This is a genomic window from Thalassospira sp. GO-4, from assembly GCF_023588965.1.
GTDB classification, from domain to species: Bacteria; Pseudomonadota; Alphaproteobacteria; order Rhodospirillales; family Thalassospiraceae; genus Thalassospira; species Thalassospira povalilytica.
Genome location: NZ_CP097807.1, coordinates 3533234 through 3556610, shown reverse-complemented (window position 1 = coordinate 3556610; position 23377 = coordinate 3533234). Strand labels below are relative to the sequence as shown.

The 23377-nt window shown below is 54.5% G+C and carries 20 protein-coding genes and 1 riboswitch; of the genes, 12 read left to right on the top strand and 8 right to left on the bottom strand.

Annotated elements, in window-relative coordinates:
• Positions 1-3 precede the first annotated feature (3 nt).
• The 3 genes from M9H61_RS16300 (at position 4) to argJ (ending at position 3689) form a co-directional block, all read left to right on the top strand.
• Positions 4-1128 (top strand): hypothetical protein, encoded by a 1125-nt coding sequence (locus tag M9H61_RS16300; protein ID WP_250281697.1) that lies wholly within the window; start codon positions 4-6, stop codon positions 1126-1128.
• 286 nt (positions 1129-1414) lie between these two features.
• Positions 1415-2281 carry a peptidylprolyl isomerase gene (locus M9H61_RS16295; protein ID WP_101245322.1) on the top strand — a complete coding sequence of 289 codons (867 nt, stop codon included), beginning with the start codon at positions 1415-1417 and terminating at the stop codon, positions 2279-2281.
• A 178-nt stretch (positions 2282-2459) separates the two neighbouring features.
• The gene (gene argJ, locus M9H61_RS16290; protein WP_250281696.1) at positions 2460-3689 is read left to right on the top strand and encodes a bifunctional glutamate N-acetyltransferase/amino-acid acetyltransferase ArgJ; all 1230 of its coding nucleotides are present in this window, start codon (positions 2460-2462) and stop codon (positions 3687-3689) included.
• A gap of 84 nt (positions 3690-3773) precedes the next feature.
• Here argJ and M9H61_RS16285 read toward each other — a convergent pair whose 3' ends face one another.
• Positions 3774-5048 (bottom strand): pentapeptide repeat-containing protein, encoded by a 1275-nt coding sequence (locus tag M9H61_RS16285; protein WP_250281694.1) that lies wholly within the window; start codon positions 5046-5048, stop codon positions 3774-3776.
• Between the two features lie 170 nt (positions 5049-5218).
• Entirely contained in the window at positions 5219-6490 is a 1272-nt protein-coding gene (locus M9H61_RS16280; protein ID WP_250281692.1) for a pentapeptide repeat-containing protein, read from the bottom strand.
• A gap of 355 nt (positions 6491-6845) precedes the next feature.
• On the opposite strand from M9H61_RS16280, the gene M9H61_RS16275 reads away from it, so the two are divergent.
• The 4 genes from M9H61_RS16275 to M9H61_RS16260 all read left to right on the top strand — a co-directional run bounded on the left by M9H61_RS16275 (position 6846) and on the right by M9H61_RS16260 (position 12064).
• On the top strand, positions 6846-8069 hold the full coding sequence (locus tag M9H61_RS16275; protein ID WP_101245858.1) for a response regulator: 1224 nt from the start codon (positions 6846-6848) through the stop codon (positions 8067-8069).
• A 141-nt stretch (positions 8070-8210) separates the two neighbouring features.
• The gene (locus tag M9H61_RS16270; protein ID WP_101245318.1) at positions 8211-9434 is read left to right on the top strand and encodes an HDOD domain-containing protein; all 1224 of its coding nucleotides are present in this window, start codon (positions 8211-8213) and stop codon (positions 9432-9434) included.
• A 14-nt stretch (positions 9435-9448) separates the two neighbouring features.
• Positions 9449-10633: an HD domain-containing phosphohydrolase gene (locus tag M9H61_RS16265; RefSeq protein WP_228194643.1), complete on the top strand. Its 1185-nt coding sequence runs from the start codon at positions 9449-9451 to the stop codon at positions 10631-10633.
• A gap of 30 nt (positions 10634-10663) precedes the next feature.
• Positions 10664-12064, top strand: a complete 1401-nt coding sequence (locus M9H61_RS16260) for a nitrogen regulation protein NR(II) (protein WP_250281690.1) — start codon at positions 10664-10666, stop codon at positions 12062-12064.
• A gap of 42 nt (positions 12065-12106) precedes the next feature.
• Here M9H61_RS16260 and M9H61_RS16255 read toward each other — a convergent pair whose 3' ends face one another.
• The 3 genes from M9H61_RS16255 to M9H61_RS16245 form a co-directional block, all read right to left on the bottom strand.
• Positions 12107-12427: a YnfA family protein gene (locus M9H61_RS16255; RefSeq protein WP_250281689.1), complete on the bottom strand. Its 321-nt coding sequence runs from the start codon at positions 12425-12427 to the stop codon at positions 12107-12109.
• 22 nt (positions 12428-12449) lie between these two features.
• Positions 12450-13454, bottom strand: coding sequence for an asparaginase (locus M9H61_RS16250; protein WP_250281687.1), 1005 nt, complete (start codon positions 13452-13454; stop codon positions 12450-12452).
• 109 nt (positions 13455-13563) lie between these two features.
• On the bottom strand, positions 13564-14043 hold the full coding sequence (locus M9H61_RS16245; RefSeq protein ID WP_250281684.1) for an Lrp/AsnC family transcriptional regulator: 480 nt from the start codon (positions 14041-14043) through the stop codon (positions 13564-13566).
• 140 nt (positions 14044-14183) lie between these two features.
• Between M9H61_RS16245 and phhA the strand changes: the two genes are divergently transcribed.
• A complete protein-coding gene (gene phhA, locus M9H61_RS16240) occupies positions 14184-15092 on the top strand; it encodes a phenylalanine 4-monooxygenase (RefSeq protein ID WP_250281682.1) in 909 nt (302 codons plus the stop codon).
• 44 nt (positions 15093-15136) lie between these two features.
• Here the strand turns inward: phhA and M9H61_RS16235 are convergent, their stop codons facing one another.
• Positions 15137-15559 carry a response regulator gene (locus M9H61_RS16235; RefSeq protein WP_114112788.1) on the bottom strand — a complete coding sequence of 141 codons (423 nt, stop codon included), beginning with the start codon at positions 15557-15559 and terminating at the stop codon, positions 15137-15139.
• Between the two features lie 321 nt (positions 15560-15880).
• Positions 15881-15988, top strand: a riboswitch (cobalamin riboswitch).
• Between the two features lie 148 nt (positions 15989-16136).
• On the opposite strand from M9H61_RS16235, the gene M9H61_RS16230 reads away from it, so the two are divergent.
• From M9H61_RS16230 to meaB, 3 genes are all read left to right on the top strand, one after another.
• A complete protein-coding gene (locus tag M9H61_RS16230; RefSeq protein WP_250281681.1) occupies positions 16137-18185 on the top strand; it encodes a methylmalonyl-CoA mutase family protein in 2049 nt (682 codons plus the stop codon).
• 2 nt (positions 18186-18187) lie between these two features.
• Complete coding sequence (gene scpA, locus M9H61_RS16225) at positions 18188-20341, top strand: methylmalonyl-CoA mutase (protein WP_250281679.1); 2154 nt, start codon at positions 18188-18190, stop codon at positions 20339-20341.
• A gap of 82 nt (positions 20342-20423) precedes the next feature.
• Positions 20424-21476 (top strand): methylmalonyl Co-A mutase-associated GTPase MeaB, encoded by a 1053-nt coding sequence (gene meaB, locus M9H61_RS16220; RefSeq protein WP_250281677.1) that lies wholly within the window; start codon positions 20424-20426, stop codon positions 21474-21476.
• Positions 21477-21546: 70 nt separating this feature from the next.
• Here meaB and M9H61_RS16215 read toward each other — a convergent pair whose 3' ends face one another.
• Together M9H61_RS16215 and M9H61_RS16210 are read right to left on the bottom strand one after the other, a co-directional pair.
• Positions 21547-21702 carry a hypothetical protein gene (locus M9H61_RS16215; RefSeq protein WP_170310062.1) on the bottom strand — a complete coding sequence of 52 codons (156 nt, stop codon included), beginning with the start codon at positions 21700-21702 and terminating at the stop codon, positions 21547-21549.
• A gap of 186 nt (positions 21703-21888) precedes the next feature.
• Positions 21889-22038 carry a hypothetical protein gene (locus tag M9H61_RS16210; RefSeq protein WP_170310061.1) on the bottom strand — a complete coding sequence of 50 codons (150 nt, stop codon included), beginning with the start codon at positions 22036-22038 and terminating at the stop codon, positions 21889-21891.
• Between the two features lie 252 nt (positions 22039-22290).
• Between M9H61_RS16210 and M9H61_RS16205 the strand changes: the two genes are divergently transcribed.
• Positions 22291-23289 carry a tRNA-dihydrouridine synthase gene (locus M9H61_RS16205; protein ID WP_250281674.1) on the top strand — a complete coding sequence of 333 codons (999 nt, stop codon included), beginning with the start codon at positions 22291-22293 and terminating at the stop codon, positions 23287-23289.
• Positions 23290-23377: the final 88 nt, after the last annotated feature.

Here is a 23377-nt window from a genome sequence, read left to right as displayed (position 1 = left end):
TGAATGTTTGACCATACCAGCCTGACAAATCCGACGGCCCATCAAAATGCCGCCACGGCCGCATTGTCGCAGGCCGCATCACAAAATGCGCTCAGCGTAACCGCAAAGTCGGGTGATAATGACGCAGCCGACGGGGAACTTGCCCGTCAGCGCGCGATCGTCGATCAGATTGATCTCAGCATCGAAGCAAACCAGCGTATCGAACAAACGCTTGGCCAATTGCAGCGCCCGGTTTTCGAAGTTCAGACCAATGCCCTTGATGTGGTCAATGCCATCAAACCGGCAATGGACGAAGCCCAGACGCGTATGAACCGCGAAGCTTTCATCGTGCTGGCAATGATGGGCATTCCCCCGGCCAAGGCACGCGCCATGGCCAATGCCATGACCGGTGGCGCCCCCGAAGATATGGCCGTTTCCGGTGCGAACGGTTCGGGTCGGGCGATTTCGGCACAGGAACTGTCACTGAACATCAGCAATGGCGCAAGCCAGATTAATCTTGGTGCCCTGTCCGTTTCATCCCAACGGGTTGAAATCGATATCAGTGCCTTTGAAGCGAAATTTTCGCGCATCGGTGGTCAGGCAAATGTCTCGATCTCGGAATTCAAGGCACATATCGAAATGGTGCGGATCGAAATTGCCCAGATGTTCCAGCAAGACCCCCTGATCCTTGACCTTGATGGTAACGGCATAGACATCACACGCCTCAAGGACGGGCAGCTGTTTGACATTGATGGCGATGGCACACTTGACCAGACCGCCTGGATAAAGGGCGCAGATGCCCTTTTGGCACTTGACCGCAATGGTGACGGTGAAATCAACGATGGTCGCGAATTGTTTGGTGACCAGCACGGCGCCAAGGACGGCTTCGCGGAACTGTCGAAATTTGACGACAATCTTGATGGCCTGATTGACCAGCAGGACGGCGTATTTTCATCCCTTGTCTTGCTGCGCGCGGATGGCAGCCAGCAAGGCCTGGCTGATGCCGGCATCAAATCCATTTCGCTTGCCATGGTAACCCCGATCGATAAACGCCTGATCGGGGGTGATCTGGTGGCACAGTCGAAGTTTGAACGCGATGACGGATCAACAGGTCAGGTCGGCGAAGTCTTTTTTGACGTGAAAGCCTGATCAGCCCCACCCCAAATTTCATAAATCGGTCATTCACCGGATTTGCCATGCCCGCGTCATTGAAAGGGATTTTGATGACGCGGATGACCGCGGGCATTTTCACAGCTATTTGGCGCGCAAAGTTATATTTTTACTCTTGCATGTAAGGGTTTCACATTTTGGACAGATTGCTTTGCGAAAAAGCCCGACTTCCACGGCGAAGCCTTGTGCATGACCCGCTTATGTGATTTACCCGTGGAGAGAGGCACTGGGCTGAAAGCCCGCGAAATCAAAGTCTGGAGAAACTATGCTGCGCAATACCCTTCTTGCCGCGTCGCTGGCATCCGTCATTTTTGCATCCCCTGTTCTGGCACAGGATGCTGCACCGGCCGAAGACCCGGTTCTGGCAACGGTGAACGGCGAAGAAATTCTTGAATCTGAAGTCCGTGCAACCCAACAGGGACTGCCGCAACAGTATCGCCAGCTGCCGTTCGAAATGCTCAAGGCCGATCTGCTGACCCGCGAAATCAACCAGCGCCTGCTGATGATTGCCGGTAGCGACGCCGGTCTTGCCGACGACGAGGAAGTCAAGGAACGCGTCGAAGCGCTTGAGCGCCGCGTGATTGCCGAAACCTACCTTGACCGTGCGCTTGACGATGCCGTCACCGAAGACGCGATCAAGGCAAAATATGATGAGTTCGTCGCAAATAATGAACCCGAACCGCAGGTTCACGCCCGTCATATCCTTCTTGAAAACGAAGAAGACGCCAAAGCAGTCATCGCCGAACTTGATGATGGCGCGGACTTCGTAGAACTCGCCAAGGAAAAGTCGACCGGCCCGTCCGCCCCGAATGGTGGCGATCTTGGCTTCTTTAACCGTGCTGACATGGTTGCCCCGTTTGCCGAAGCAGCCTTTGCAATGGAAGCCGGCACCTATTCCAAAGAACCGGTTCAGACCCAGTTTGGCTGGCACGTGATCAAGGTTGAAGAAAAGAAAGAAGGCACCCAGCCTTCGCTTGACGAAGTTCGTCAGCAACTGACTGCCGAAGTCACCCGCGATGCCATCAACACCATTGTTGAAGGCCTGCGCGAAAAAGCCGACATCGTGAACAATGTCGAAAAAGCAGCAGAAGAAGCTGCCAAGGACGCACCGGCAGAAGACAAGAAGAACTAATCAGCCCGGCTCATACCGACTGATCTTGAATTCACTTGAACCAAAACGGGGTGCGGCCACTGGCTTCACCCCGTTTGTGTTGCCGATCACCGATCTGAATAAATGCATTCTGCTGCTTGCTTTTCGTCACCGTTGCGGCAGGATGAACCAAACTTGTCCATTTAAGGAAATTGCACTGATGGTAGCGACCTCGCTTTCACCGCTTGCCCCCGCAGGGTTCCCTGAACTCCCGGCTATTGCCGGTGTCAAACTGCATACGGCCACCCTTGGCATTCGATACAAGGGCCGCCCGGATGTTCTGTTTGCCGAACTTGAACCGGGCACCCAGGTTGCCGGTGTCTTCACAACATCGACCACCGCATCTGCGGCTGTTCGTTGGGGCCGCGAAGCACTCAAAGGCGGGACCGCACGTGCATTTTTTGTCAATGCGGGCAACTCGGTTGCCTTTACCGGCAAGGCCGGCGAAAAGTTCGTCGCAGACAAGGTTGAATGCGCTGCCAAGGCCCTTGGCTGTGCCAAAAATGAAATCTTCACCGCGTCAACCGGGGTGATTGGCGAGCCAACCACCGCAACCCGCATTACCGATGCGCTGGACGATATTCTTGCCAATGATGCAGGCTGGCTTGATGCGGCCAAGGCCATCATGACCACCGACACCTTCCCCAAAGGGGCGTCGGCGACCGCGACCATCAATGGCACCAAAGTCGCCATTGCCGGCATTGCCAAGGGTTCAGGCATGATTGAACCGAACATGGCCACCATGCTCGGCTTTGTCTTCACCGATGCGGCCCTTCCGCACAGTGTCCTTCAGGCATTGCTGTCGGACTGCAACAATCGCAGCTTCAACGCGATTACGGTGGATAGCGACACCTCCACGTCTGACACCTTGCTGCTTGCCGCTACCGGCAAGGCTGGCAATGACACCGTGTCTGATGCCAATGACCCGGCTATCGCCGAATTCAAGGATGCTCTTGAAGGTGTTCTTCGTGATCTTGCCCATCAGATCGTTCGCGACGGCGAAGGTGCATCGAAATTCATCACGGTCAATGTCACCGGCGCAGTGACTGAAAAAGAAGCAAAAATTGCAGCCAAGGCGATTGCCAATTCCCCGCTGGTCAAAACCGCGATTGCCGGTGAAGACGCCAACTGGGGCCGTATCGTCATGGCTGTTGGCAAATGCGGTGTGACCGCGGATCCGAACAAACTGACCATTTCCATCGGCGGCATTGAACTTGCCAAAAACGGCGAACGGGTTGCCGATTATGACGAAGGCCCGGTCGAAGCCCATATCAAGGGCCAGTATATCGACATTGCGGCGGATCTTGGCTTTGGCGATGGTGCGGCCACGGTATGGACCTGTGACCTGACCCATGGCTATATCTCGATCAATGCGGATTACCGCAGCTGATCGACGATCGTTTGATCAAACATTAAAAAAAACGCCGCCTGACCGGGCGGCGTTTTGCATTTCACATGATGGTGTAATGCCCGATCACTTGCGGCCCGGGATATAGCCATTAAGGATCAGACCAACATTTGAACCTTCAAGTTCGACTTCGGTCAAATCCGTTGCGCCAAATGCAACACCGGCAACATTCGCCTTGGTCAGATTGGCACCTTTCATCTGGGTTTCTTCAAAAACCGAATTGCGCAAATCAGCCTGTTCGAAATTGGCATTGGTCAGATCGGCCCGCCAGACAGAGCCGGTTTTGGCCCCCTTCTTATCGCGCTGATCGACACCGCCAAATTTCACGCCCTGAAACACGGCCTCGGTGCAGTCGGCATTTGCCATCCGCACCCCGTCAAGTACCGCCCCGTTCATGCGGACCTTGTGCATTTCGGTATCGCGCATTGAACACATGGCAAGAATGGTGTCGACAAACAGCGCGCCGCGCAGGATGCATTTGTCAAAACACGCCCCCGAAAGATCAAGCCCCGAAAAATCAAGCCCGCTCAGATCGCGACCAACCGCAATCATCGGAACACCGCTTTTCCCGCTTGTCGAAAGCCATTCACTGTGCCCGTTGACCAGATCACGAATATCGTCAGCCAGTGGTGCGGACGGTGTTCCGCCACCGATCGAATAGGATGTATTCGCCTGACTGATATCGACATCGGTCATGTCCACATTGCGCAGGTTCGCCCCGCTCAGATCCGCACCAACCAGTTCACAACCGGCAAGTTTCGCCCCCTTGAGATTGGCATTGCGCAATTTCGCACCGCTGAGGTTGCACCCCGTAAGGTCCGCACCTTCAAGATTGACCGCAAACATGTTGGCATCGCTCATGTCAGTGTGGGCCAGCCGCGAACCGGACATATTGGCTCCCGACAGATTGGCCCCCCACATCATTGCACCTTCAAGATCGGTGTTGCTCATGTCGGTTGCTTTTTTGACCGGGCGTTCCTGGCTGCCCTCGACCACGACCATGATGCCTGCACGCAGATCAATGCCGCTTAAATTGGCGTATCGCAATTTGCTGCGTGCCATGTTCGCACCACGAAGATCGGCACGCAAAAAGCTTGATCCTTCAAGATCTGCTTCGACAAAATTGGCCCCGAACAGATCGCAATAATCAAAACAGACCTGGTGCGCGGTTGCCTGAATGAAGTTCGCGCCGGGCAGGACGGCCTCCTGCAAGCTGATTTTGCTCATCTTGATGCGCGACAGGTTGCCGTTGCGCACCTGCATGCGCCGGCCACCCGGTTTTTGGTTCAGATAAAGCTGATGCAATTTGATTGCATCAATCAGCTCGGCACGCGCTGTCATGTGACCAATTTTCCCCCACACCAAGATCACACTGTTTTGTATTAATCTAATAAACTGCAACAGTTAGCTGCAACGCAATGCAAATCGCACCGCACCTGTCGCTAAATTAGTTTTATCGGAAGAATTTCGGTTTTCGGACTATCCTGATGAACAGGAAACCGGCAAAAACACTATACTTGTTCGGGAATTGTGCCGCTAAGGATGGCGCCGATATTGGTTCCGGTCAGCTCAACTTCGGACAGGTCGGTTTCCCCGAATGCGACGCCTGCGATATTTGCCTTGCTCAGAATCGCACCCTTCATCTGCGGGGCTTCAAATACAGAATTCCGAAGATCGGCATGTGAAAAATCCGCCGCCGTCAGATCCGCCCGCCAGACATCACCGGTCTTGTTGCCCTTGGCATCGCGCTGTTCCACGCCACCAAACCGCACGCCCTGGCAAATTGTCTTGGCGCAATTGGCATAAGACATCCGCACGCCATTCATGATCGCACCGCTCAGACGGGCATTGCGCAGATCGGCGTTGCGCATTGATGTCATTGCCAGAATGGCATCCACAAACAATGCACCCTTGAGAATGCAATCATCAAAACACGCCGCCGAAAGATCCAGTCCCGAAAAATCAAGTTCGGTCAGATCACGGCCGGTGACATTTAACGGCACACCTGAGGAACCCCCACTGGTCAGCCATTCGGTGTGACTGTTGATCAGTTCGCGAATGTCTTCGGGCAAGGGGGTTACGGCCTTGCTGCCAATTGAATTGGCAATATTGGCCTGCGAAAGATCGACAGACGTCAAATCGACATTGCGCAAATTTGCGCCGGTAAGATCGGTTCCAACCAGCAGACTGTCTTTAAGACGCGCCCCTTTGAGATTGGCGTTTTTAAGCTTCGCCCCCGAAAGATTACATCCCGTCAGATCAGCCCCGGCAAGATTGACGGCAAACATGTTGGCATCGCTTAAATCGGCATCGGCAAGACGCGCCCCTGAAAGATTGCTTTCGGCCATATTGGCCCCGGACAACATCGATCCTTGCAAATCGGCATTGGCAAGATCCGTTGCGCGTTTGACCTTTTTCTCGCGCCCGGCATCAACAATCACCATCACACCGGATCGAAGGTCAGCCCCCTTAAGGTTGGCGTGCCGCAATTTCGCCCGCGCCATATTTGCCCCGCGCAAATCTGCGCGAACAAAACTGGATCCTTCAAGGTCGGCTTCGACAAAATTGGTACCAAACAGGTCACAGAAATCGAACTTAACGTCACGGATCACGGCCTGAATGAAGTTCGCGCCCGGAAGGACTGCGTCTTCGAGGGTGATCTTGCTCATTTTGATGCGGGAAAGGTTGCCGTTACGCAGTTGCATACGTTTGCCACCCGGCTGCTTCGTCACATACAGCTGGTGTTTTTTTATCGCGTCAATCAGTTCTGAACGCGTTGTCATCTATTAAACCGCACCCCGATCATTCATACGGCAATATACTTCTATGTCGTTCGCGAGCCACATAATTGTAACTGTCCCCGGCCGGTTACAGTCTGACAAAATATGACATTTGCATAAAAAAGCACTGCAAATATAGATGCTTACACGCAGATAACTATACCCAAGGATAAGCCATCCATACCTTATCCATCCGGATTGGACAATGTGTCAATCTTGCCCTGTCCATCCACGAAACCGCATCACACGTCACACCCTGGCTGCCTTTTTTCAGCTTTCCCTGAATTAAACAGCCGATCTTGTGATCGCTCCGCAAAGCCCCCACCTGCAAAGCGAGAAAAACAAGGCGACCCTGCGAATGCATCACATCCTTTTTGTTGATGACGACACCAATGTTCTAAGCGGATTGCGCCGCTGGCTGCGCAGTGCGCGGCCGGAATGGAATCTCTATTTCGCGACCAGCGGCGCAGAAGCCCTGACACTTGCAAGCAAGATGAATTTCGATGTGATTGTTTCCGACATCCAGATGCCGGAAATGGACGGGATTACCTTGCTTGAAAAACTTCAGGAAACCCACCCCGACGCTGTCCGGATCATCCTGACCGGGCATGCTGACAATGCATCCTATCTGCGCACCATCGGCCCCGCCCACCAGTTTCTGAGCAAACCCTGCGACAATCAGACACTGATCGAAAGCATGGAAAATGCGCTGGGACTGCGCCAGTTGCTGCAAAGTCCGGAACTAAGAACACTGGTGGCTGATTCCAAAAGCCTCGCCTCCCCGCCCGATACCTATATCCGGCTTGAGGACGCCTTTGCCGATCCGGACTATTCACTCGAAAGCATTTCGGAAATTGTCGAGTCTGATATTGCGCTGACGACCGAAGTTCTCAAACTGACCAACTCGTCCTATTTCGCAGTTACACAGACGGTGTCATCGGTCTCGCATGCGGTGCGCATGCTGGGCAAGGAAACGCTCAAGGCGCTGGCGCTTTTTGTCGGGCTTTATCGCGGTTTTGAAGGCCCGCCCAATCAGGCCGCCAACCTCAAACGCCTGTGCCATCGCAGCCAGCAAATCGGTGTCACGGCCGCTCTTATTGCTGAATTCGAAGACCTGCCGCGCGAAATCTGCCACGCGGTGCCCAGTATCGGGATGCTCAGCCACATCGGCACATTGATCCTGTATGCCAACCGGCCTGACGAGATGGAGGCCGTCACCAAACGGGTCGAGACCGAAGGCATTTCAATTGCCAAGGCCGAAACCGAGCAATTCGGTGCCTGTCATGCCGAAATCGGTGCCTATCTTTTGGGGCTGTGGGGGTTCCCGGCCCCGGTAATCCAGGCTGTTGCCTATCACCATCGCCCGATGGATCTCCCCCATAAGGAGATGAATGCCCTGACGGCGATTTATGTTGCCCAGCATCTCACCCGTGAAATCGCCGACCAGGAAAACGGACAAGATCCCGAAAGCCGAATTGATATGAACTATCTGGCATTGATCGGCAAAACGGGCCGGATCGAAGAATGGACAAACATTGCCCGAATTGTTTCGCAAAAATACAGTGAACTTACCAACAGCTGACACATCCGCCGCATCCCGGCATTGCAGGCCAATTGCCATGGGTTTCCTGCAATTATCTGAACTCCCTCCTCAAATGCGGACTGTGAATGGACGGTCTGCAATCCCATCTAAACAATATGAAACGTGCGTAAGAGGGTAACCATGAGCATCATCCTGTTTGTCGATGATGAAACAAACATTCTGGAAGGATTGCGTCGACGTCTGCACTCTGTGCGTCCTGACTGGAAATTGTCATTTGCGGCGAATGCCGAAAGTGCAATTGCCCAAGCCGCGGAAACAGAGCCCGATGTCGTCATTTCCGATATGCGTATGCCCGGTACGGACGGGGCAGAACTATTGACCGTGATGCAGCAAAAGCATCCACACACGGCACGTATCATTCTTTCGGGCTTCAGCGAAGAAGAAGCCGTCTTGCGAACTGTCGGCCCGGCCCATCAATATCTGGCCAAACCTTGCGACGACAACATGTTGCTTGAAACCATCGACAACGCGCTTGATCTTCGCAATTTGCTGACCAATCCGGACTTGCGATCATTGGTTGGCGGGATTGATACGCTGGCATCCCCGCCCAGCACATATACCAATCTGGTCAATGCCCTTGAAGACCCGATGGTCAGCAATGACAAGCTGACCTCGATCGTGGCGTCTGACATTGCCCTGACTGCCGAAATCCTGAAACTGACCAATTCGGCCTATTTTGCCATTCGTCAGAACATCACGTCTGTATCACTTGCCATCCGCATGCTTGGCATTGATACGCTTAAGGCGCTTGCACTTTTTACCGGCCTGTTTCGCAGTTACGACGGCCCCAAAACCGATGCCACGCGCATGATGCAACTGTGCCAGCGCAGCCAGCAACTTGGCGTTCTGGCAACCCTGATTGCCGAACAGGAAAAGCTCGCCCCGGAAATCATCAATGTCATGCCCGCCATCGGCATGCTGAGCCACACCGGCAGCCTGATCCTCTATGCGTTCCGCGCCAAGGAAATGACCGAAGTCATCAAACGCGTCGAAAGCGAAGATATCCCGATCAACCTTGCCGAACGTGACCAGTTCGGTGCCGCCCACCCGGAAATCGGCGCCTATCTTCTGGGCCTGTGGGGTTTCCCCAGCGCGATGGTTCAGACGGTCGCCTATCACCACCGCCCCCAGGACACGCCCCACAATGAAATGGACGCTCTGACGACAATTTACGTTGCGCAACACCTTGCGCGCGAAGTCGCCATAGAACTCAGAACCGGCACAGCCCCGGAAAGCCGGATCGACATCGAATATCTTGAACGGATGAACAAGGCCGACAGACTGCCGGCATGGCGTGAAACCGCAAAGCTGGTCGAAGAAAAATATTCGGAACTCGCCAAGTAAGGGAGGGACATATCATGGAAGAGCCGCGTGTACTTTTCGTCGATGACGATGAAAACCTGCTGATGGGACTGAAACGCCGGCTGCGGGGCAAATTCAGTTTCGACACCGCCCTTGGCCCGCTTGAGGCCATAGAAAAGATCAAGGGCGGGGCAAAATACGCGGTTTGTGTTGCCGATATGCGCATGCCCGAAATGGATGGGGTCGAACTTCTCAGCAATGTCGCAAAACTCAGCCCCGATACCGTCAATATGATGCTGACGGGCAATGCCGACCAGAAAACAGCGGTCGAAGCCATCAACCAGGGGCGGATTTTCCGTTTTTTCAACAAGCCCTGCGAAGACGAAGAACTGCTTGTCGGGGTCAATGCCGCCTTGCGCCAGCATCAGTTGATCACAGCTGAAAAGGCCCTGATTGAACAGACACTTGCCGGCAGCATCAAGGTCCTGACCGAAGTCTTGTCACAGCTGAACCCCGCGATTTTTGGCAAGGCCATGCGCGCAAAGGTCTGGTGTGATCAGGTCGCCAAGTCGATCGGATACCCGCACCCCTGGGAATTGGGGCTTGCCGCCCTTCTTGCGCCAATCGGGTATGTTTCGTTGCCCGCCGATATCTTAAGCCGCCTTGGCGAGGAAAAGCCGCTTCAGCCCCTTGAACGCGATGTCGTAAGACGCACGCCAGAAGTTGCGCGCAGCCTGATTTCAAATATCCCCCGTCTCGAAAATGTCGCGCAGATTGTCTATATGCAATATCGCGATTTTGATGGTTCCGGCTTCCCGTCAGACGGCCCGAAAGGAACCGATATCCCGCTGGGATCACGGGTTCTTCGGATATTCAACGATCTTGGGAAAATCACGGAAAGCGAACTGGTGGTCAAACAGCATTTTGACGAACTGCGTCAAAAGCCGAAACGTTATGACATGAGCCTTCTCGACAAGATCGAAATGGTTCTCGCGGTTGTTGATCCGTCCTATGACAAGACCGCTTTCCCCGAAGGAACCGAACATGACATCTATCTCAAACATCTGCGGATGGGCGATTTCCTGCTGACCGACATCGAAACCCGTGACGGGCATGTCTTGCTGACCCACGGAAACTATATTTCCGAAGTTCAGATCCAACGCCTGCGTGTTTTCCAGAAACTGCATCAGTTTCATGAGCCGATCCGCGTTCGCCGCGGCGGCAAGGGCGCAAGCGGTTGATACCGCAACAATTTCGTGACGGAAAGAACCATGGCCGAAGATCAGGATAACATCGAAACGCCGAAAATCATGAGCGGCGGTGACGAGTTGATCACCAATGACGACTTGCTTGACGAAATCAGCAAGATCGAAGCCCCCGAAGAATTCCAGAAGCAATTCATGGAACTGTTCAACGAACAGAGCCGCCGCAAACTGGAAATCACCCAGCGCCTTAAAACGATCCTCGATACCGTGGTCGAAGGCATCCTGATAGTGGATGCCGCCGGCATCATTCAGGACTTCAACAAATCCGCCGAAGAAATCCTGCGTGCGCAAAGTGGCGAGTTGCTTGGGACATCGGTCGACGTGATGTTTATCGACCGCAAGATGACGGTGCGCCACCGGCTTTTGAACCGGTGTATCAATATCAGCTCCGGTGTTCTGAAATACGACTATACCGAAACCATGGCCCAGCGACTGGATGGCGACAGTTTCCCGATGGAAATCATCGTCAGCCCGGCCAATTTCAGTTCGGAAATGAGCTATCTTTACATTTTCCGCGACATCACCCGCCGCCGTCAGGCCGAAGATGCACAAAAGAAGCTCGAAGAAGATCTGCGTGAAGCTCTGAAGCTTGAGGCAATTGGCCATCTTGCCGGCGGTATCGCCCATGAGATCAATACGCCAAGCCAGTATATCCGCGACAATCTGAAATTCCTTAATGACAGCTATGGTGCGCTTTCGCGTGTCCTTGGACTGTCATTGCAAACACTGTGGAAAAACCGCGCATTTCTGCCCGACAACACCTTTGAAGAATTCGCCAAGCAATTGCGCAATTCAGATATGGAATTCCTGCTCGAAGAAATCCCGCATGCGACCCAGCAATCCCTTGACGGTATCAATCAGGTCGCGCGCATCGTCCTGTCGATGAAGGAATTCTCCCATCCCGGCGGGGCGGAAAAAACAACAACCGACATCAATCGGGTACTGTCAAACGTCATTGTGATTTCGCGCAATGAATGGAAACACTATGCCGACGTGGTCGAAAAGTTTGACCCGGAAATTCCGCATATCCCCTGCTATATCAACGAGGTCAACCAGGTCTTTCTCAATCTGATTGTCAATGCGGTCCAGGCCATTCAGGAAGCCGGACGCAAACCGTCCGAAGGCGAGATTGTCGTCAAAACCACATCCCTTGATGACAGCATCCTGATCAGCATTTCCGATAACGGCACGGGCATCGACAAGGAAAACAGATCGAAAATCTTCAACCCGTTCTTCACCACCAAGGAAGTCGGCAAGGGCACCGGTCAGGGGCTTTCGATTACCCATGACATCGTAACGGTGCGCCATGGTGGCAGGATCTGGTTTGAAACCCAGGTCGGCAAGGGAACAACGTTCCATGTGCTGCTTCCGGGCGAGGACCGCACAGGCAAATCGGCAAGCGAATAAACAGATCGACGATCAAGGACGCCGCAGCTGACAACCAACCACTCAGCGCGGTGCAAACAATATGATGCCAGCACCAAGCAGGCATACCATAAGCCCGGTCACATCCCATCGATCGGGACTGCTGCGTTCAACAACCCACATCCATAAAACCGATGCGGTGATGTAAACCCCGCCATAGGCTGCATATGCACGCCCGGCAAATTCGGCATCGACCTTGGTCAGCAACCAGGCAAACACCACAAGCGATGCAACCCCCGGCACGATCCACCAGATCGACTTCCCCGATCGCAGCCAGGCCCAGAAGGCAAAGCATCCGGCAATTTCAGCAATAGCTGCAAAGATATAGGCCGCAATGCTTTGCATATACTTTTCCGTTTATCCGCAATCAGAAAGCCGGACGTAAATCACCGGCATATTTGCCCGCCCAGTTGGTCAAAACCGGGGTCAGATAGTTTTTAAGAATTTCTGCCTTGGCATCGTCGATCACACCATGCTTGCGCAACAATCCGCCCATGGCGACTTCCGCGCCGCGCTGGGTCCCGTCATCGATCTTAAGGGCAACGCCCAACCCTTGTTTCGGGAAGGCCGCGCAATAGACACCCTCTGCCCCGACCTTGACCAATGCATCTTCGCCGCATTCTTCCATGATCCCGGTACAGAAACGACCGGTACCAGCGACCATGAAGGGCGCATTTGCACATCCCTTGCGGATGCGTTTGATCGCATCAACGCGCTTGGGATCAAGCCCGGCCGGGTCCGCCATTCGCGCCATGGCAAGTCCAAGGTCACGCAACCGCATGCCGATCACCGGAATGCCGCAGCCATCAATACCGCGCGGGGTCGATGACAAATCACAATCGCCCATTTCCTCAAGCACCTTGATCAGGCGCTGTTGGGCGGGATGGGCTTCTTCGATATATCCTTTGGGGTCTTCGCCCAGATGCGCAATCGTGCTGAGAAAACCTGAATGTTTGCCCGAACAATTATTGTGCGCCTTGGTCAGGGTCACGTGATCGGCTGCCTGCTTGATCCCGGCTGCTGCACTAAGTGAATAGTGCGGCGCGCATTCAAGCGTATCGACCGAAAATCCGATCTTTTCAAGCCAGGCTTTTACCGTCTGTGCATGTTCTTCTTCGCCATTATGGGACGAGCACGCCAGTGCAATATGTTTGTCCTCAAGCCCGAATGCCTCAACCGCGCCGCTTTCAAGAAACGGGATCGCCAGCAACGGCTTGATGGCGGATCGTGGATACATCAACTCATCGATATCCCCGCCCTGATCAATCACCGTACCATCCGCTTTCATCACCACATAGCGTCCACGATGGAAACTTTCGACCATCTCGCCACGGGTGGCTTCAACCAGGATCGGATTGGCGGCTTGGGACATCTTGTTGCTCCGGCAGATGTGGGACTGTTCTTCCTATGCCCGAAACATGGGGCCAAAAGCAAGTCTCGCCAAGCACCCCCGATCATTTCCACCGTGCCGTCCTGCCATTTCAGGGCAGTCTGGGCATCGGGATGGCGGTCAGATTCTTGTATTCCTTAAGAACCAGACTGGACTGCACATCACGGACATTGGGCATTGAAAGCAACTGGTGGGTGACGAAATCGCCGAAACTTTCGATATCGCGTGCAACGGCAACCAAAAGGAAATCCTGCCTGCCGGTCATCGCCCAGCAGGACAGAACTTCCGGAAGATCGTTCATCGCACGGGCGAATTCCTCTGCCCCGGCTTCGGTGTGGCTTTGCAGACGGACCTGAATGGTTGCCAACACCCCGAATCCCAGTTTCTTGCGATCAAGCAGTGCGACCTGTCGTTTGATCACCCCGCTTTCTTCAAGTTGCTTGACCCGGCGCAAACAGGGTGACGGGGACATACCAACCATTTCAGCCAGTTGCACATTACTGATCGAGGCATCCCGTTGCAGAACTTGCAGAATGCGGATGTCTGTTGTGCTTAAGGTTACATCGGTCATTTTTCACCCCAAAATATCAACCCATGGTCACATTATATCAACATCACCCGATTTTGATATCTTATTGGCCCGAAAATGACATTTAAACTGATGTAGAATCGTTCTCATAAATCGGCACAAGAACCAAAATGAGGACGGCCATGGATCAGGGAAAAAATCTGCGCGGCGATTACAGCCACATCAATGATGATTACACCATCTTGCAGGATTGGGATGCCTACACAGAGGCAGAACACGAATTATGGCGCAAGCTTTATGCCCGCCAGTCGGCCATTCTGCCGGGCTATGCCGCCCCGGATTACATTCGAAATCTTGCCCGCCTTGATGCCGCGGATCAGATTCCGCATTTCGGCCGGGTCAGTGAACAGCTTCATGCCGCCACCGGTTGGCATCTTGTCGCGGTGCCCGGGCTTGTTCCCGATGATGTGTTTTTTGATCATCTTGCCAACCGGCGCTTTCCGGTGACGGTCTGGCTGCGCAAACCCGAAGAAATGGACTATCTGGTCGAACCCGACATTTTCCATGACTTCTTTGGCCATGTGCCGATGCTTTATGATCCGGTCTTTGCCGATTACCTTGCTGCCTATGGCGCAAAGGGGGCCGAGGCCATCGCCATGGGCGGCCTAAAAAACCTGGCGCGGATGTATTGGTATATGGTCGAATTCGGCCTGATCATCACCGAACATGGCCTGCGCGCCTATGGCGCGGGCATGTTGTCATCGCAAACCGAAACCATTTATTCGGTAACCGATCCGACGCCAAACCGCGTGGCTTTTGACTTAGAACGGGTGATGGCGACCGACTATGCGATTGACGATTTCCAGAAGACCTATTTCGTGCTGGAAAGCTATGATCAGTTGTTTGACGCCATGAAAACATCAATGGCGCCGATCTATGAACGCCTTGTAAATCAGCCGTCGATTGATCCCGAAACCACCCTTCCGACCGACCGCCTCTATCACCTGCATGGCGACGCAGACGGTATCATTGCCCTAGGCCCGCAAGGCAGCACGCACAACATCACCGCCAAACAACAACGCCCTGCATAAAGCAGGGCGTCCAACATCCACCTACGATGATTCGGCGATAATGGTCAGCAGGCGCTGATGGATTGTCCAAGAACACGGTTAAGCTGTTCAAGCACCACGGTCGGGCTGGCATCCTTGCTGATGAAATCAGCAGCGCCAAGTGCATCTGCCTGCGCGCGGGTATCGGCGTCATAATGGGCCGAGAAGAAAAATACCGGCACATTCACCGCATCGGGATAACGGCGGCGAATTTCACAAAACGCTTCAAAGCCACTCATGCCCGGCATTTCGATATCAAGGATGATGGCCCGGGGATACAGCCCGTCAAGCTGATCGATCAGGTCATCTGCACAATCAAAACCGGCCACGTCATATCCTGCCCGGCGCAACACTGTTTCAAGTGCGGCCTTGGCACTGGGACTGTCGTCGGCAAAGGCAACCAGCCCATCAGGACTGATTTGCGACGGCATGGCGCTAAGCGCGTTCATGGATGGCGATACTCCGAGAATTGGGACAGCCCCAAATTGGCAGATGAAAATGTCAAATTGGTTAAACCTGCCGATTTTTTGCCACATAGCTTTGGCAACCGGGATTCTGCCATCAAAGTACACGACGATTTTCTGACCGGCCTTACCCCCAAGCACCTATGTGCAGCGCAAGAAAATCCGCTGGTTTCTACGACATGACGTTACGGAACCATCATCTCTGACGTGGCGACTACGCCTAAATAGGTATTTCCATGCCTATTTACGGAATTACTGTCAGGTGCTATAAACCGCCCTGTCGCAAATGTGACCGGGAAATATCGTCGGGAATCCGGTGCGGTCTGGTGCAAATATGCTGTCGCCAAATCCGGAACTGCCCCCGCAACTGTATGTGCAAAGGCGGATTTTGCCGATGCACGAGTCAGAATACCGATACTGTTTCCGTGGTTTGAATTGGGCCGGGCGGGGTGTACCGGGTACAGGGAATCCATAGTAAAATAATATTTGGAAACGTTCTGTCGGTTGCGCACCATCCCCATATACCGCGGATCAGACAGAAGTCACCAAGCCGGGAGAATCCATGTCCGACCCGCTTAAACTTGCATCTGAATTTCCATCTGCCGACTACGCAAGCTGGCGTAAACTTGCCGAGGACGCCCTTAAAGGCGCGCCTTTCGACAAGAAACTGGTGACCCGTGCCCGCGACGGATTCTCCGTTCAGCCGATCTACACCCTTGATGATCAGGATGATGCAACCCGATTGATCCACGAAGTTCTGACCGCAACGGTCGAACCGCGCGAAACCGTGACCGGCTGGGATATTCGCCAACTTCATACCCATCCCGATCCCAAGGTAACCAATGCCGCGATTCTTGACGATCTCGAAAATGGCGCGACATCGATCACGCTGAAGCTTGATGCCGCTGCCCGTCAGGGGCGCGAAATTTCATCGGGCGAAGTCGGTGTTGACGGGATCGCGATCCATTGCCTGGCGGATCTTAAGATCGTCCTTGATGACATTTATACCAATCTTGCCACCATCGGGCTGGATGCCGGGGCCGCCGGTGTTCCCGCAGCCGCCCTTCTGGCGGCTCATATCGCAAGCTCCGACGATGCCGATGAAGCAGCGCCGGCCTTTAATATCGACCCGATCGGCACCCTTGCCGCCACGGGTGCCCTGCCGTGTAGTGCCGAAGACGCCATTGGTCATGCCGCATCTGTTGCCTGTGATCTGATTGATCTGTTCCCGCTGGCAACTGCAATTTCGGTAAATGGCGCACCTTATTACAATGCGGGCGCAACCGACGGTCAGGAACTGGCATGCTTGCTGGCATCGGGTGTGACCTATTTGCGCGCCCTGACCGATGCGGGCATGGCCGTTGATCAGGCGGCGGGTGCGATTGTCTTTAACGTTGCGATTGGGACGGATTTCTTTGCCGGGATTGCCAAGCTCCGTGCGCTTCGCATGATGTGGAGCCGCGTTCTTTCCGCATCCGGCGCACAGGATGCAACGATTTCGATCAACGCGATTTCCGCTGAAATGGCCCTGACCAAGGTTGATCCATGGGTCAATATGCTGCGCACGACGGTTACAAGCTTCGCGGCCGGTCTTGGCGGTGCAGATAGCGTGACCTGCCTGCCCTATGATCATCTGATTGGCCTTCCCGATGGCTTTGCCCGTCGCATCGCACGCAACACGCAACTGATCTTGCAGGAAGAAAGCAACGTTCACCGCGTGATCGACCCGGCTGGCGGGTCATGGTTTATCGAAAACCTGACCAAGGAACTGGCCCAAACCGCGTGGGGCAAGTTCCAGTCGCTTGAAGCATCCGGTGGTATCCTTAAGGCCCTTGCCAACGGGTCCCTGAAATCGGAAATCGAAACTGTCTGGCAGGAACGAGAAAAGCGTCTGGCGACCCGGCGTGATCCGCTGACCGGCGTTTCGGAATTCCCCAATATCGCCGAGGCAAAGGTTCAATGCGATATGCCTGACCTTGATGCGATTCAGGCCGACGCCAAATCCCGTCAGACCAAATATGACGGCACCGTTGGCAAAGATCTGGCATCGATGATGGAAGCCGCCCGTGCCGGTGCCACCATCGGTCATATCTTTACCGACCTTTATGGCACCAGTGCCGCGGCCCGTATTTCACCGCTGACGCCGCATCGTTTGTCCGAAAGCTTTGAGGCCCTGCGCAAACGTGCAGACGCGCATAAATCCGCATCGGGCAGCTTCCCGCAAATCTTCCTGGCCAATCTTGGCAAGGTTGCCCAGCACACCGCCCGCGCGACCTTTGCCCGCAACTTCTTTGAAGCCGGCGGGATCGAGGCGATTACCAATAACGGTTTTGATACTGCCGATGCCGCCGCAAAAGCCTTTGCCGAAAGTGGCGCAAAGATCGCCGTCATTTGTGGATCGGATCCGCAATATGGCGACATGGCCGGTGATGTTGCCAAGGCCCTGAAATCGGCCGGGGCCAGCATGGTTTACCTTGCCGGGCATCCGGGCGAGGCCCGCAACAGTTACGAGGCCACCGGGATTGATGAATTTATCTATGTCGGGGCGGATGTTCTGGCGATTTGTGGTACCGCACTTGACCACCTTCTTGGCAAACGGGGGGAGAAATAACCATGACCCGCATTCCTGATTTCTCCGACCTTCCGCTGTTTGACGGGGCTTCTGCCGGGGCAAAGGACCCGTTCCAGTCAGAACCATGGACCACGCCAGAAGGCATTGACGTCAAACCCGTTTATGGCCCCGGCGACCTTGACGGTATTGATCATCTGTCAACCATGCCCGGTATGCCGCCCTTCTTGCGCGGTCCCTATCCGACCATGTATGTGCAGCGCCCCTGGACGATCCGCCAATATGCCGGTTTCTCGACCGCAGAAGAATCCAACGCGTTCTATCGCCGCAACCTTGCAGCCGGTCAAAAGGGCCTTTCGATTGCCTTCGACCTTGCCACCCATCGCGGTTATGACAGCGACCATCCCCGCGTAACCGGCGATGTCGGCATGGCCGGTGTGGCGATTGACAGCATCTATGACATGAGAACCCTGTTTGATGGCATTCCGCTTGATCAGATGTCGGTTTCCATGACCATGAATGGCGCGGTTCTACCCGTCATGGCGCTTTATATTGCGGCTGCAGAAGAACAGGGTGTGAAACACGAACAGCTTTCGGGCACGATCCAGAACGACATTCTCAAAGAATTCATGGTGCGCAACACCTATATCTATCCGCCCAAACCATCGATGCGCATCATTTCCGACATCTTTGCCTTTACCTCGCAAAACATGCCGAAATTCAATTCGATCTCGATTTCGGGCTATCACATGCAAGAAGCAGGCGCGACCGCCGATCTTGAACTGGCCTATACCCTGGCCGACGGTATCGAATATGCCCGTGCCGGTCAGGCCGCAGGGTTGCCGATTGATAAATTCGCGCCGCGCCTGTCGTTCTTCTGGGCGATTGGCATGAATTTCTTTATGGAAATCGCCAAAATGCGTGCCGCACGCATGATCTGGGCCAAGCTGATCAAACAGTTTGATCCGCAAAACCCCAAATCCTTGTCGCTGCGTACGCACAGCCAGACATCAGGCTGGTCTCTGACCGCGCAGGATGTGTTTAACAACGTCATCCGCACCTGCGTCGAAGCCATGGCATCAACCCAGGGCCATACCCAGTCGCTCCATACCAATGCACTGGACGAGGCACTGGCCCTTCCGACCGATTTCTCGGCCCGGATTGCCCGTAACACCCAGTTGTTCCTGCAACAGGAAAGCGGCACGACCAATGTCATCGATCCGTGGGGCGGTTCATATTATGTCGAACGCCTGACCCGCGATCTGGCCGAAAAGGCATGGGCCCATATTGCCGAGGTCGAAGAACAGGGCGGCATGGCCAAGGCGATTGAAGCAGGCATCCCCAAAATGCGCATCGAAGAAGCCGCCGCCAGAACACAGGCCCGCATCGATAGCGGCCGTCAGACATTGGTTGGCGTAAACAAATACCGCGTGACCGATGATCGCCCGGTCGACGTCCTTCAGGTCGATAACGCCGAAGTGCGCCGCCAACAAATTGCCAAGCTTGAACGCTTGCGGGCCGAACGTGACAATGGTGCGGTTGAAAGTGCCCTGACGGCCCTGACCAATGCCGCAGACAGCGGTAAGGGCAACCTGCTTGAACTTGCTGTTCAGGCCGCACGTGCCAAATGCACCGTCGGCGAGATTTCCGATGCACTGGAAAAGGTTTATGGACGCCATCAGGCAGTTATTCGTTCCATCTCCGGCGTTTACAAAACCGAAGTTGGTGCTGATAACGAGGCCCTGGCCAAGGTTGATCGCCTGATCACTGAATTCGAAGCCGCCGAAGGCCGCCGTCCGCGTATCCTGATCGCCAAGATGGGACAGGATGGCCATGACCGTGGTCAGAAAGTCATTGCCACCGCCTTTGCCGATCTTGGCTTTGATGTTGATATCGGCCCGCTGTTCCAGACCCCGGAAGAAGCCGCAAAGCAGGCTGTTGAAAACGACGTTCATATTGTCGGCGCAAGCTCCCTGGCCGCGGGCCACCTGACCCTGGTGCCGCAGCTTCGCGCCGAACTGGACAAGCTTGGCCGTGAAGACATCATGATCGTTGCCGGTGGCGTTATCCCTCCACAGGACTTCGACAAACTGTTCGAAGCCGGGGCGGAGGCGATCTTCCCACCCGGAACGGTGATTGCCGAAGCCGCGGGCGACCTGCTAGAAAAGCTAAATCAGTCTGGCGAAGAAGCAGCCTGATCGGCTTGCTTCTTCCGGCTTTCATGCCCTAACCTGACGGCGGGCATATCTCCGTGATCCGGCATCCGCAAAGGAACCATCGGTGAAAGAAACGCTGCGCACCATACCCGCAGGCACGGGCGGCAATATCAGCCCGCGCAAGGCCGTGCGCAGGCGTGTGCTATCAACTGATGAACTGGTTGATGGCGTGCTTGCCGGTGATCGCACCATCCTTTCACGCGCCATCACCTTGGTCGAAAGCCGCAATCCCAAACATTTCGAACAGGCCCAGGCGGTTCTGGCCCGCCTGATGCCCCATACCGGCGGATCGCAACGCATTGGCATAACCGGTGTTCCCGGCGTGGGTAAATCCACCTTTATCGAAGCGTTCGGCAAGAACCTGACCGGTGCGGGCAAAAAGGTCGCGGTTCTGGCCGTCGATCCGACCAGTGCCCGATCCGGTGGCTCGATTCTCGGCGACAAAACCCGCATGAACGAGCTTTCCATTGATCCCAACGCCTATATCCGCCCGTCCCCCAGCAGCGGATATCTTGGCGGGGTCAATCGCATGACCCGTGAAACCATCCTTCTGTGCGAAGCCGCCGGCTTTGACGTGGTTCTGGTCGAAACGGTGGGTGCCGGACAAAGCGAAACCATGGTAGCCCAAATGACCGATTTCTTCCTGGTGCTGATGCTGCCCGGTGCCGGGGATGAATTGCAGGGCATCAAAAAAGGTGTGCTTGAAATCGCCGATCTGATCGCGGTCAACAAATCCGATGCCGACCCCGCCAAGGCGCGCGAAGCCAAACGTGAGTATTCCTCGGCTTTGCGAATTTTGCAGCCAACCAGCAAACATTGGCGCCCGCAATCAGTGATGGTTTCCGCCCTGATCAATGACGGGCTTGATACCATCTGGGACCTGATCAACCAGCATCGTGCCGTGATGGAAAAGGAAGGCGAATTCACCGCCAAGCGCGCCCGTCAGCAACGCGACTGGATGTGGACCATGCTGCGTGACCGGCTGCTTGAAACCTTTACCCATCGTGATGACGTCGCAAGCCGCCTAAGCGCGCTTGAAGCCGACGTTCTTTCGGGCTCCACCAACCCGACCGCCGCGGTCGAGGAATTGCTGGGCCTGATCAAAACAACCGGATAGGCATAAACCGGCCATAACAAAAGGCCGCACCAGAAATGTGCGACCCTTTGAATTTTCAAACGCTGATGCGTTACTTGTTTTCCGGCTCGGCCTTGAGCTTGTCCTTGAGGATTTTAAGCTTCTCGACGGCATCATTGATTTCGCGATCAAGATGGGCAAGGCCTTCGCGCTTTTCGCGCGGCATTGCTTCGAGTTCGTCCAAAGCTTTTTCAACGATATAAAGCATTCTCAATCCTCCTTCATGCGTCTTGGCACTGACACGCGTCGTGTCGGGCTGGCACATAATGACCATAGCACCAAGCATGTACCTGTTCGTGTTGCAATTCAAAGATATAGATCAAACCTGCGGAAACACTTTGTGTTTGCCCGGGTAATCGTCTTTGAGGGAGCATCTCGATATGGCTTTAACGGATCAGGAGGCGGTCTGTTCCAGACGTTCTTTCAGAACCTGAAGGCTTTCAGACGTTGACTTTAACACCGTTTCAAGACCGGAAAGCTTTTCACGGGCTTCGCGCGAAACAGCTTCGACTTCATCAAAGGCACTTTCAAAAATATACAGCATCTTTTTTGGCTCCTGCCCTGTCAGATACCAACCATTGTCTGAGCAATGTCTGAGTCTGACCGGACGTTTCATTGTTGTTTTTGATACTTTAAATGTGGCTCGTAAATCGGCTGGAAAGGTGTCAGCAATACGCTTTTTTCCGCCTTATTTCGGTGGTCGCGCACATTCCTGCTCTGTGATTTTTCAACGGCACGTTTGTGCGGTTTGTGGTAAAAGCCGCCCTCTGATTTCAGGAAACAGGATTAAACGGCGATGACGCATCTGGTGCTGGCACCGATGGAAGGACTGGTTGACTGGCGCGTTCGGCAATTGCTGACCGCGACGGGCGGCTTTGATCTGTGCGTCACCGAATTTATCCGCGTGTCGCAGAACCTGTTTCCCGCCCATGTGTTTCATCGTTATTGCCCGGAACTTCTGAATGGCGGCAACACCCTTTCAGGTGTGCCGGTACTGGTCCAGTTGATGGGGCATGACCCGGAACTGATGGGCGAAAATGCTGCCTTTGCAGCAACACTTGGCGCACCGGGGATCGATATCAATTTCGGGTGCCCGTCCAAGACAGTCAACAAACGCGAAGCCGGTGCATCGCTTTTGAAATGTCCGGACAATCTGTTTCATATCGTTTCGGCGGTGCGCCGTGCTGTTCCGGCCGACATTCCGGTCAGCGCCAAGGTTCGCCTTGGGTTCAGTGACAAGGAGCTGTTTCTTGATATCGCCCGTGCGGTCGAAGCAGGCGGCGCGCAGCATCTGACGGTTCACGCGCGCACCAAGCTTGAAGGTTACAAACCACCGGCGCATTGGGAATATCTGGCTCGTATCCGGGATGCCATTTCCATCGGCATGACCGGTAATGGCGAAATCTGGGACGTCGCCGATTATGAGAAATGCCGCGATATTTCGGGCTGCGACAGCTTCATGCTGGGCCGGGGTGCGATTGCGGCCCCGGATCTTGCCAACCGGATCAAGGCATTCGAAGGCGGATCCCGCCTGCCCAAGGAAAGCTGGGCAGATGTTCTGGCCATGTTGCTGGCCTATTGCGATCTGATGGACGAAGACGGCGCGTCGGAAAACCATCAGGCCGGGCGCATCAAACAATGGATGGCACTGATCCGCAAAAGCCACGCGCAAGGGGCGACCTGTTTTGATGAAATCAAACGGATACGGTCAATCGACGAACTGCGTGCCAAACTGCGCCACGATATGACGCTTCGGGAAAATCAGCGGCAAGACGTTCCGATTGCGGCGGAATAGTCAGCGCCTTTTTTCTGTCTGAAATGCAAAACGGGGTGCCCTTTGACCACCCCGTTTTTGTGTCTTCTGCGTTCCGTGATCAGCCGTC

Coding starts and splice junctions, on each gene's coding strand:
- M9H61_RS16300 (WP_250281697.1), top strand. CDS start 4: ATGTTTGACCATACCAGCCTGACAAATCCGACGGCCCATCAAAATGCC.
- M9H61_RS16295 (WP_101245322.1), top strand. CDS start 1,415: ATGCTGCGCAATACCCTTCTTGCCGCGTCGCTGGCATCCGTCATTTTT.
- argJ (WP_250281696.1), top strand. CDS start 2,460: ATGGTAGCGACCTCGCTTTCACCGCTTGCCCCCGCAGGGTTCCCTGAA.
- M9H61_RS16285 (WP_250281694.1), bottom strand. CDS start 5,048: ATGACAGCGCGTGCCGAGCTGATTGATGCAATCAAATTGCATCAGCTT.
- M9H61_RS16280 (WP_250281692.1), bottom strand. CDS start 6,490: ATGACAACGCGTTCAGAACTGATTGACGCGATAAAAAAACACCAGCTG.
- M9H61_RS16275 (WP_101245858.1), top strand. CDS start 6,846: ATGCATCACATCCTTTTTGTTGATGACGACACCAATGTTCTAAGCGGA.
- M9H61_RS16270 (WP_101245318.1), top strand. CDS start 8,211: ATGAGCATCATCCTGTTTGTCGATGATGAAACAAACATTCTGGAAGGA.
- M9H61_RS16265 (WP_228194643.1), top strand. CDS start 9,449: ATGGAAGAGCCGCGTGTACTTTTCGTCGATGACGATGAAAACCTGCTG.
- M9H61_RS16260 (WP_250281690.1), top strand. CDS start 10,664: ATGGCCGAAGATCAGGATAACATCGAAACGCCGAAAATCATGAGCGGC.
- M9H61_RS16255 (WP_250281689.1), bottom strand. CDS start 12,427: ATGCAAAGCATTGCGGCCTATATCTTTGCAGCTATTGCTGAAATTGCC.
- M9H61_RS16250 (WP_250281687.1), bottom strand. CDS start 13,454: ATGTCCCAAGCCGCCAATCCGATCCTGGTTGAAGCCACCCGTGGCGAG.
- M9H61_RS16245 (WP_250281684.1), bottom strand. CDS start 14,043: ATGACCGATGTAACCTTAAGCACAACAGACATCCGCATTCTGCAAGTT.
- phhA (WP_250281682.1), top strand. CDS start 14,184: ATGGATCAGGGAAAAAATCTGCGCGGCGATTACAGCCACATCAATGAT.
- M9H61_RS16235 (WP_114112788.1), bottom strand. CDS start 15,559: ATGAACGCGCTTAGCGCCATGCCGTCGCAAATCAGTCCTGATGGGCTG.
- M9H61_RS16230 (WP_250281681.1), top strand. CDS start 16,137: ATGTCCGACCCGCTTAAACTTGCATCTGAATTTCCATCTGCCGACTAC.
- scpA (WP_250281679.1), top strand. CDS start 18,188: ATGACCCGCATTCCTGATTTCTCCGACCTTCCGCTGTTTGACGGGGCT.
- M9H61_RS16215 (WP_170310062.1), bottom strand. CDS start 21,702: ATGCTTTATATCGTTGAAAAAGCTTTGGACGAACTCGAAGCAATGCCG.
- M9H61_RS16210 (WP_170310061.1), bottom strand. CDS start 22,038: ATGCTGTATATTTTTGAAAGTGCCTTTGATGAAGTCGAAGCTGTTTCG.
- M9H61_RS16205 (WP_250281674.1), top strand. CDS start 22,291: ATGACGCATCTGGTGCTGGCACCGATGGAAGGACTGGTTGACTGGCGC.